Source organism: Burkholderia sp. MR1-5-21 (genome assembly GCF_053427715.1).
In genome coordinates this window covers 252609-262245 of record NZ_JBSAXD010000009.1, presented here as the reverse complement: position 1 = coordinate 262245, position 9637 = coordinate 252609, and the positions used below count along the sequence as shown (strand labels likewise).

Sequence of the window (9637 nt, the reverse complement as noted above, 5' to 3'; positions counted from 1 at the left end):
CTCAATATTCGACGGAAGCGCAGCACGAAGCGTAGACACGTCCAGTCCCAGGAATATGACGCGCTGACAGCTATGGACGAGTGCCTGCGTGGAACGAAGTACGCCCAGTTCGGCCGTGTCCTTGATATTCACAAAACAACCCGGGCATCCGAACGGTGCGTTTGCGCTTTTAACAACGCCGAAGACCCTCTTGTTCTTCCCCATGGGTGGCTTTTTGCGATACGCCTCCAGGCGTTGGATTACGAGCCCGTACGTGTCAACCGGAAGGTCGGGCCGCGCCTTGTCCGTGAAAATCGCCACAATCAGTTGCTCGAGCTGCTCACGCGTGGTCAGCGCCTTCGCGATGAGCGCTGCCGTCTGCGCAACGCCAATCCGGTCTTCCACCGGCACACGGACAAACGGCAGTGTTGGTAGTGTCAGCTGGACGCGCTGTGTCCACGCCGCTTCATCCGGAACATACCCCGCCAGCGCCTGCACCGCTTCCTTGACAGTCCCACAGACGATTTGGGACGTCGCGGGTTTCGCGTAGTACACCGCGCAGCAAGCCAACGTACAGAAGGCGGAAATCAGTCGCTGACGATTGCCATCGCAGTAGTCGAATGCGCTGAATCGTGTCAGCCACGAATCCAGTCCGTATGCGAGGTCGCTGCCGGCAAAAAAGGCATTGCCGCTGGTCGCAAGTCCGCGCCGCCGCGCAAACGCCCGCTTGAGCGCCTCGCTGGCGGCGAGCGTAACTGCACCTGTCAGGAGCGGATGTGTCGCGTCCCGCGCGAGCGAGTCCGGGAGAACATCGAGCATGGCGGCCTGTGCATCTTCGAGGGTATCGTCGCCTTCCGTGGTGTTCGTACCGGGAGCGGAAGCCTCATCGCCGAACTCGTCACCCGCGTTACGAAGAAGCACGAGCTCGGCAGACTTGTGGCCCGCACCCTGACCGCCGCTGCGCGCCAGGTCTCCATTCAGGTGCTTGAAAGCCGCAGTCAGACATTGCATCTCAAGGGGATTGGATGCCCCCATCTGCGTATAATCAGTGTCGCTCCACCCAACGTACGTCGTGGTGCTCGCTTTTTGAACGACCGGCTCGACATTTTCGGCCCCAGTTGAATGGCGCGGCGTTGAACCACCTATGGAGGGCGTTCTCATAGCCTCGCGCAGCACATCGTAAATGGCCCACAGGTCCTGGCCCGTTGCCATTCCTGCCGAAACCCGGGCGGCAGCTCGTACGAGCTGCTTGTCGCGCGGGGACATCCGCAGTTCTGTTTCGACGTTCAGCCAGCCCCGGGCTACGAACGACCCTGCCTTGAGCTTGAGCAGCCGGCTGCCTGGCGCATCGCTGAATTGCAGCGAGCCCGTCGCAAAGCCTCCGTCAGCAGCCACGGTAACAGTGGCCTCATGTTCACAGGCCACACCGTTCCAGACTTCGAGCGAACATTGAGACACCGGAGGCATCGGCGCAACCATACCTGTGATGACGCCATCAGGCCGCCAGATGGCGTCGAGCGCTGGCAAGTGTATGGCAAGCTCACTGACGTCGTACTCGTTCGGGACGAAGTCTTCCGGAGTTGCCTCATTCCACTGGAACGGAGTCGTTGCCACCCTGCGAATAAGGGCCACCTCAACGTTGTCCGTGCTGTACAAACTCTGGCTGGTCGCATTGACCGAGCCTGTCATCAACGTACATCCGGTAGGCGACACGGCTTCGAACACCTTGGCATGTGCAAACCGGCCCGGCCGGAACGTGTCCGCCACCACATACGTCGTATCTTCGGGAAGTTCGTTGTGGTCCTTGTCGAACGGCGCTATGCGGCCCTGCAAGCTCAACCCCACACGCAGGAACTGAGCTCCGCTGTCCCCGACCAGTTGCGTCACGGCAGTGGCGTCGCGGTCGTGATACGGTGCAAGCACGGTCAATTGATGTACAGCGCCGAGGTCAGCACATCGTGTGGAAAACTGGTCCGCGACGGGCTCTGTGAGCGTGTGCACGAGCCAGACGCTTTGATTCGCGCGGGCCTCCGGGCTGGCGGCTGAAGCTGCAACGCGGGCCCGGCGGGCGTAGCGCCCCAACAGTTCACGCGTCTCGCCGGTCAGCCCTTCGCGGGCAGCAAACGCGTCCACGAAATCTGCAAACTGCTCAAACACCAAGGGGTGTTCAAGCGAATTCACGGCGTCGACGACCTCGAGGTTTTGCGCCTGACCCGCAAATGTCAGGTTTCCGCTTCCCACGACAAGGACGTCTCCGCCGTCCTCCCGCTCCAAGTAGGCCAGCTTCGGATGAAAGAAGCCGCCGGATTTCATGAACACCGGAACTATGCGATATGCAGTGCCTGCGTACAGGCTGCCGGACTCATCCGTAGAGCGGCAAGCCTGCCGCGAATCAATCAGCACCTCCACACTTTCGCACCCGCTCAAGCGAAGAACCGGGAAGCAAAACGCCTCAAACCAACCGGGGCTGAAAGTGAATGTCGTAAAGAGGACTCTTCTGGGACGGACCTCATCCAGAAGTGCCATTAGTCGCGTTTGCTCCATGCCCGACCCCGTGGAAATAGCCTTCAGGCCTATTGAATTAATCGGGCAAGTTTATACGGGCGGCTCTGCTGGCGGAAGCGCGCGGCACAACAACTGCAACATGTCGACCACGCACCGTACAAACTTTTGCCGGAGTCGTTCAAGGTTGGTCAACCTGTACTGGGAAGCTGAAGCCGTCTTTGCTGAACAGAGGAACGTGAGCGCAATCGATTCCAGCACCTGACGGTACAGTGCCGCCGCCACGGTGTGGCCGGCCATGAATAGCTGGAATGAGGTGACGTTTTGCGCGATTGTCCCGTACAAGATTGCCGCGACATGAAGCTTGCGCTCTTCCGACTGGGGGATACCGCCGAGCAGCTCGGAAAACCTTTGCAGCGTGGTCGCCATATGGGCTGCGAATGCCTGCGCTTCGCCGCGCACTAGCGGCCGGGATGTGAGGTGAAGCCGACACACTCTAGCGTCAGACCGACAACCCCGCTGAGTGGCGCTTTCTGGCCGTGGCCAGACACGGACGACCGCAGCACGATAGCTTAGTTCAGGGCGACCGCAAGCTGTTGCTATCGAGCAGGAGAAAAATAGGACGCGTTGGTGAAAACGTTTGGTGCGTAAACATCGTTCTCGATCTGCATAAGCACTGCGTCGATGGCAGCCGGAGTAACGTGACTTTGCACAGATCTCTTGAACGCATCGTGAAACGGTTTGCAGCGTTGCCCCTCAGCTATCTCCGTTCGGAAATCGTCAAGCAACTGCCTCAGATGTTCGGTGGCCTCCTGTCGACCGAGTGGGATGCGCGGAGTCTGGTTCATGGAAACGATCCTAACTGTCGCCCAGACCGAATATGCTCCACGGTGTACCTCATCGTTTATTCCGGCGGAAACGATTCCGGTTATAAGAATCAGGCGGCTTCTCGGAAGAAATCTGAATCGACCCATCCATGTTGCCTTAACAAACGGCGAGAGCGCCGCGCCGGCGTCCGTTTGGCCTATGACATCCGGCGCAAGGCGTGACAATACGGCTCCTGTTTCCACCCCTAGTTCAGGTACGAATCGATAGCCATCTGTTGTAGGAAATGCGAATACGGTCTGCCCAGTCATTTCCGTGTCAATCCATCAACAGCCGCAGTGAAGAATGAGTCGAGCGCCGTATCGTCGTCGCGAAGAGAGATTTGAAATGTCTGAATGTTGACATTCAGGTGCGAATGCAGATTAGCCAGAACGCCAGCGTATCGCTTAAGCAGGCTATCTCTTTCGACCTCGGGTACTTTGTCAAGCTTGTTGACAACGAACAGCACGCGAGCGAGGTTATCATTGGTACGGGAAACAACACTGAGGAATCGCTGCCATAGGCTCGGCCCTTCGCGAAGAATCGAAAGAAACTTCTCGATCGCGGCGATGTGTTTCGCAGGATCGCGATGATCGACCATAACCACGAGAACTCGGGGATTGTTTCTGAAATAGGCTTCTGCCCATTGCTCGGGCACTTCTCCGGGGACGTCGATCGTTTTTACATACTCGACACCTTGAATCCGCTTGGCCAAGTCATTCCGCAAACGTCGGGAGTCCACGTTGACCTTGAGCGTTCGATTAAAATCCAAGAATACGTTCGGAGCCGCGACGTCATATTTTGAGAGAAGCGTCGTTTTGCCCACCTCCGCGATACCAATTGGCAAAATTCCGTTCTTGACCTTCTGGCGCCATGCGCGGTAGGCACTTAGCCCTTCGTTGATCGCTTCATCCTGGAGCGCCTCGAATACCTTGTTCTTCCCCGATTTACTGGTCATGTTCGACTCTGTCCTCTTTTTGGGGTTATCACGTACGTAGGTGCTTTTCTGGGGCATTGTATCAGTGTCCCAAGCAAGATTGCTGCACCGGTGCGGATCCTGTTCACGAGACAAGCCAAGCTCAACGCCATTGCCAGACGGCTCAATGAACGTCCACGCAAGACACTAAACTTCGATACACCGGCTGAACAATTCCATCAAGCTGTTGCGTTGACCAGTTGAATCCGCCGCCGACTGCCTTCGGATGCGGTCGGCCGAAGCCACAACCCGCTCCCGCCATTCGAGGCTTCATGACGGAAACGTCCGGTGTCGTACTCCATCTGCTATTCCTTCAAGCTGGGACGCCCCCCGTTTGTTAGCTTGAGAACTGCCCACGGTTCACATCGCGGTATGCGAGCACTGCATCGCGCACGCAATCGTTGCCGCCACTTTGGTTTCGGTCGTGCATTATGCGCTTCGACTGCGTATCCCACGCAAACCGAACGCTCATTCCACGCGTAAGCGAACACCCATTCCACGGCTAACCGCGATCGGCGTAGACCAAACGTGGTCTGCGCAGGGGGTGGCCTCGCAATCCGTGAATCGGCGGAATCGCATCGATAAGCGGCTGCAATTGCGTGACATCGTTGACATTCGCGCCTATCAGGATCGCTGCGAGTGGGGTGCCGTTGGCGTCGGTGACGACACGGTGCTAGGAACCGGGTCGCGCTCGATCGGTGGGGATTGGCCCAGTTTTTGGCCCGCCCCAACGGCGCGAATCGATGATGAATCGACGGCGGCTCGCGAGAAGTCGATCTGGTCTGCTACGCGCAGCTTCGCGAGCAGCAACTCGTGCAAGCGGTCCCACACGCCGGCAGCCTGCCAGTCGCGTAAAGTCCCCTTCCCTGATACGTTCCACGCCATACCACTTGGGTCGCCAAGCTACCGTAGGCGTCTTTTTTTGTGTCGGCAGCAAACCGACATTTTCCACGGCTCTACAAGAAAGCTCACGGCACACACGCCCGGAGCTTCGGCGAGGGGCGAAGCAGTATAATTATTACCGCATGAGAAGCAGTTCCCACACGCGAGCGGCCAATGTCGTTCTTACATGATTGAAAAAATCAAGAAAGCTCTTGTAGCGAAGCAACCGATTAAGGCTCGCGAGATTGCTCGTGAGCTGAACGTCGATGCGTCACAGATTAATAAGATCTTGTATGCGAACGAGAATGATTTCGCTCGCAACGGCAAGTTCGAATGGTCTCTTCGCCCCCGCGAGTTGGTCATCGAATTTGCCAGGGGGAAATGGCTTACGGCTGCACGTTTCGAAGCCGCGCTGGACAGTGTCGAGTCGCCGCTGGAGTCGAACTATCCCGCCGTACTTTTCCGATTCTCTCAAGCGACCAAGGTGCTACTGGAGGCTGCCGCTCGTCTGCTATCGCTGTGTAACCAGCTTATCGAAGCCGGGAAATCGGTCACGATTGATTTTCAAGAGCGCAGCGTTTCCAGTTATCTAGATCGACTCGGCTTTTACAACCTGCTGCATAAGAGCGTCAAGGTTCTGCCGAAGCGGCCGAAGATTTCTATGGCCCAGACTCATGAAGGCGGGAGCGACTCAATCGTGGAGGTTAAGCCCATCGACCTTGCTCATCGCGACGAAAGCATTCCACATCGATTGAGTGAGTGCGTGCGGCAGCACGTCAAAGACGCTACGACGCCGGTCCACACAATCGTGTGCGAACTGTTCTCGAACATCTATGAGCATTCAAGTTCGTCGATCCCTGGGTTCGCTGCACTGCAGTTGTATGGCCGGGCTGTTGAGCCACACGTATCCACCGTTTTTTCGGATAGCGGCACTGGGATCATTGGTTCGCTCCTCCCCACCCTGCCGGCAGGGATAAGGAATGAACTGAAGAGGAGCGGCAAGGACATCGGGGTAGCGCTCATCGAAAAAATCTTTACCGAAGGTGGCCTCAGCCGTACTCAGGAAGAAGGGCGTGGGGCGGGCCTGTATTCGGCCGGCACATCCGCGGGTAAATTCAAAAATGGTGCCGTCCTCGTCCGACAGGAAACTTTCGAGGTCACGATTAAGTTCCAGAACGGTGAGCCGGTTTTCTCCCACCGACTTGGTTTGCGAAAGCTCGCCGGTACACAAATTTGCGTTAGGTTTGCCTTGACGCGTCTTGACGATGCCCGTTAAATTACGCCGATGAACCAGAACTCAAATTGTGTGACGATCCGACTGCGTGACCTCACGGGCAGTTCGCTACCCTTTGGCAATGCCCAAGGGAAGGACGTGTTCCGTAGCTTGAGCGCCATTGTCGAGAAGCATCCGAGCCCAACGACCTTCGAGATTTCGTTCGACGGCATCGAAGCAACGGACGCGTCGTTTGCACGGGAAAGCGTTGTGAACGCGGCAAAGTTCTACCAGGACCAGTATTACTTTTTCCTTACACAGCTTGAAGACAGGGATCTAATAGACAACTGGAAGTATGCCGCGCAAGCCAAAAAGCAACCCCTGATCATCTGGCACTCATATGCCAAGTTCGAGGTAATCGGTCCGGAGATGACCCCGGCGGCCAACGAACTCCTGACGTACGTCCTAGAGCATGGCAAAGTCGGCACAAGCCAAGTCGCCGCGGACCTAAACATTTCCGTGCCGAACGCCAGCACCCGTCTCAAAAAGCTGGTAACAGAAGGCTACCTCCTTCGGCGTGAAGATGCCGCCGACACCGGTGGGGTCGAATACATATACATGCCGATCGGGAAATCTGCATAAACCGCTTGATTTAACCAGAAGAAGCCGCTAGACTTGCACCAACTGTTCGAGGTCACCTTGGGTGCGGCCTTAAACAGCATCATTTAACCAGTTTCAGGAGCTTCACATGGGCAACCAAGAAGATCAGCGGCACAGCCACTCCATCCTCGTCGCGTTCGCTAACACGTCGTTCCGCAAAATCGAGATGGACGATCCCGTCCCGCTCGGCCGGCACATTCTGACGGCCTCGGGCCACCCGGCCGACTCGGACTTCAGCGTGTACAAAATCCTCAGCAGCGGCGACTTCGAAGACGTGCGCCTCGACGAAGAGATCGACCTGCGCCGTCCCGGCGCCGAGCGGTTCATCATTTTCGAGTCCGATCGGGATTTCAAGCTGACGCTGAATCAGCGTCAGCTGTTCTGGGGGCTCCCAGCCATTTCGGGTGCTGACCTTTATGCGCTTTCCGATGCCGGGGAAGACGTGGCGGTCTATCTCGTTTGTCCAGGCGCAGAAGATCGCCTGATCGAGCGTGGCGATAGCGTCGATCTGACTGCGCCTGGCGTCGAGCACTTCATCACGGCGAAGCGTCCTCGCGTGTTTGAGATCTATATCAACGGCCGCAAGACAATCTTGCACGACGCGCGCGTGACTTTCGAGCAACTCGTGGAACTCGCATTTCCTGGCGTACCGCCTCAACCGAACGTCACGTACTCGATTACGTATCGGAAGGTTGCGTCCTTCCCGCATGAAGGCGAGTTGGCACCGGGTGCATTTATCGAAGTTAAGAACGGGAGCGTCATCAATGTCAGCCGCACTATTCAATCGTAATCCGGACCTCAAGCGCCTGTGGCACGAGGGGTATCAGATCCGCGTTGAGAACGGCAACCTCGTGATGTACGACGTGCCTTATCTCAACGCCAGGGGCGAGATCAAGACGGGAAAGATCACCTCGACGTTATTGTTGTCTGGGGATATAACTCAGAAACCCGAACCGCACACGGTGCACTTCGAGGGGGAGTTCCCTTGCGACACAAGTGGCAGGTCCTTGAGTAGCATTGCAGCCGGGAATCAAGTCCCTGCCGATCTGCATGCAGTAATGGCGCACTATCTCTCGACCAAGCCTGACGAGAGAGGATATACGGACTACTACCAAAAGATGACGACGTACGCGAACATCATCTCGAGCTATGCCTCGGCAGTAGACAATACGGTGAGTGCCCGAAAAGTCTGGCAAGCGTTGCCGGACGAAGAGATCATCTTCAACTATCTCGAAAACGCCTCAGGCCGGGCCGGTATCGAGAAGCTTACCGAACGCCTGTCGAAAGAGAAAATCGCGATCGTTGGCGTCGGCGGAACAGGGTCATACATCCTCGATCAGATCGCGAAGACGCCCGTCCAAGAAATTCGACTGATCGATGGCGATGAGTTTTTGCAACACAACGCCTTCCGGGCACCCGGGGCGCCGACCATCGACCAGTTGCGCGAAGTGCCGAAAAAGGTTGATTATTTTCGGAGCATCTATAGCAACATGCATCGTGGCATAACCGCGCATGCGGTTGCCATCGATGCAACTTCGGTTCAGCTGCTCGACGGGATCACGTTCGCATTTCTTTGCATGGATGCAGGCCAATCTAAGCGAACCATCGTTGAGCGACTGGAGCACATGGGCGTGCCGTTCATCGACGTCGGCATGGGCTTGGACCTCACCGATGGCACCCTCGGGGGGATCTTGCGCGTCACACTAAGTACGCCAAAAGAACGGCAACATGCGCGCTCGAAAATTTCATTTGAAGAACGCAGCGGCGAGAATCTCTACGGGTCCAACATCCAGGTTGCCGACCTCAACGCTTTGAACGCAGCGTTAGCGGTGATTCGGTGGAAGCGGTATCTGGCGTTCTACCGTGATCTCGAGGGCGAGTTCAACAGTCTGTACACCGTCGACGGGAACTGTCTGGCAAACGGAGAGGCCGATGCTGCGTCATAAGCGACTTGAACCCAAGTTTGTGACTGAAGTCCCGCCGGAGCTCGATGACGGCATCCTATACGTCTCGATGGAGTATGGAACTGTACTGCACCGGTGCTGCTGCGGTTGTGGGGAAGAGGTCGTTACTCCGTTGACGCCGACTGATTGGAAACTCACTTTCGATGGCGTGGGCATTTCACTTTCACCATCGGTTGGCAACTGGAACTTGCCGTGCCAATCACATTACGTGATTAGTCGAAATGTCGTCCGAGAGGCAGGCCCGTGGACACGTCAGATGGTGGACGCAGAGGTGCGGCGTGATAAAGCAGCCAAAGCTCTGCACTACGGACATGGCGCTATTCCGTCTATCGATGCTGCACCTACCAACGTGGATACAGCACCGGACGCCAACGACGCCGCTCCCCCGACAAGACTCTCTGAAAGAGCAGGCATTCGAAGTCTTGTCGCCAGAATCGTTCGATGGATCTTGAACTAGAAGCGCGTCGAGCACGGCAGCGTCTAGACGGTTGTTGAAATGCGGAACGGGGAAACGGGCGCTACGAGCGATGCTCTAGGGATTGCACGCCCGTCGAACCGGTCGAGCTGCGGTAGCATCACCGCGCTGACAGAATTCAC

The 9637-nt window shown here is 56.9% G+C and carries 9 protein-coding genes and 1 pseudogene; 5 read left to right on the top strand and 5 right to left on the bottom strand.

Features of this window, described 5'->3' with window-relative positions:
- The 5 genes and pseudogenes from ACV229_RS15435 to ACV229_RS15415 form a co-directional block, all read right to left on the bottom strand.
- Positions 1-2505: hypothetical protein (locus tag ACV229_RS15435; RefSeq protein WP_448083973.1), on the bottom strand; the 2505-nt coding region annotated here is incomplete at its 3' end.
- 69 nt (positions 2506-2574) lie between these two features.
- Positions 2575-2910 carry a hypothetical protein gene (locus ACV229_RS15430; RefSeq protein WP_448083972.1) on the bottom strand — a complete coding sequence of 112 codons (336 nt, stop codon included), beginning with the start codon at positions 2908-2910 and terminating at the stop codon, positions 2575-2577.
- 170 nt (positions 2911-3080) lie between these two features.
- Complete coding sequence (locus ACV229_RS15425) at positions 3081-3329, bottom strand: hypothetical protein (RefSeq protein ID WP_448083971.1); 249 nt, start codon at positions 3327-3329, stop codon at positions 3081-3083.
- 284 nt (positions 3330-3613) lie between these two features.
- Entirely contained in the window at positions 3614-4303 is a 690-nt protein-coding gene (locus tag ACV229_RS15420; RefSeq protein ID WP_448083970.1) for a hypothetical protein, read from the bottom strand.
- 523 nt (positions 4304-4826) lie between these two features.
- Positions 4827-5176, bottom strand: a pseudogene (locus ACV229_RS15415) (transposase); the annotation flags it as partial.
- 214 nt (positions 5177-5390) lie between these two features.
- Between ACV229_RS15415 and ACV229_RS15410 the strand changes: the two are divergent.
- From ACV229_RS15410 to ACV229_RS15390, 5 genes are all read left to right on the top strand, one after another.
- Positions 5391-6479, top strand: a complete 1089-nt coding sequence (locus ACV229_RS15410) for a hypothetical protein (protein WP_448083969.1) — start codon at positions 5391-5393, stop codon at positions 6477-6479.
- Positions 6480-6488: 9 nt separating this feature from the next.
- Positions 6489-7058 carry a DNA-binding protein gene (locus tag ACV229_RS15405; RefSeq protein WP_448083968.1) on the top strand — a complete coding sequence of 190 codons (570 nt, stop codon included), beginning with the start codon at positions 6489-6491 and terminating at the stop codon, positions 7056-7058.
- A 106-nt stretch (positions 7059-7164) separates the two neighbouring features.
- Positions 7165-7866: a multiubiquitin domain-containing protein gene (locus tag ACV229_RS15400; RefSeq protein WP_448083967.1), complete on the top strand. Its 702-nt coding sequence runs from the start codon at positions 7165-7167 to the stop codon at positions 7864-7866.
- Positions 7841-9022 carry a ThiF family adenylyltransferase gene (locus ACV229_RS15395; protein WP_448083966.1) on the top strand — a complete coding sequence of 394 codons (1182 nt, stop codon included), beginning with the start codon at positions 7841-7843 and terminating at the stop codon, positions 9020-9022. Before ACV229_RS15400 ends, ACV229_RS15395 begins: the two co-directional genes overlap by 26 nt.
- A complete protein-coding gene (locus tag ACV229_RS15390; RefSeq protein ID WP_448083965.1) occupies positions 9009-9497 on the top strand; it encodes a DUF6527 family protein in 489 nt (162 codons plus the stop codon). The genes ACV229_RS15395 and ACV229_RS15390 overlap by 14 nt, the downstream gene beginning before the upstream one ends.
- The last annotated feature ends 140 nt before the right edge of the window (positions 9498-9637 follow it).

Bases quoted from the DNA above. Each gene is read 5' to 3' on its own strand.
- ACV229_RS15420 (WP_448083970.1), bottom strand. From the start codon at position 4,303: ATGACCAGTAAATCGGGGAAGAACAAGGTATTCGAGGCGCTCCAGGAT.
- ACV229_RS15395 (WP_448083966.1), top strand. From the start codon at position 7,841: ATGTCAGCCGCACTATTCAATCGTAATCCGGACCTCAAGCGCCTGTGG.
- ACV229_RS15405 (WP_448083968.1), top strand. From the start codon at position 6,489: ATGAACCAGAACTCAAATTGTGTGACGATCCGACTGCGTGACCTCACG.
- ACV229_RS15390 (WP_448083965.1), top strand. From the start codon at position 9,009: ATGCTGCGTCATAAGCGACTTGAACCCAAGTTTGTGACTGAAGTCCCG.
- ACV229_RS15410 (WP_448083969.1), top strand. From the start codon at position 5,391: ATGATTGAAAAAATCAAGAAAGCTCTTGTAGCGAAGCAACCGATTAAG.
- ACV229_RS15400 (WP_448083967.1), top strand. From the start codon at position 7,165: ATGGGCAACCAAGAAGATCAGCGGCACAGCCACTCCATCCTCGTCGCG.
- ACV229_RS15430 (WP_448083972.1), bottom strand. From the start codon at position 2,910: ATGGCGACCACGCTGCAAAGGTTTTCCGAGCTGCTCGGCGGTATCCCC.
- ACV229_RS15425 (WP_448083971.1), bottom strand. From the start codon at position 3,329: ATGAACCAGACTCCGCGCATCCCACTCGGTCGACAGGAGGCCACCGAA.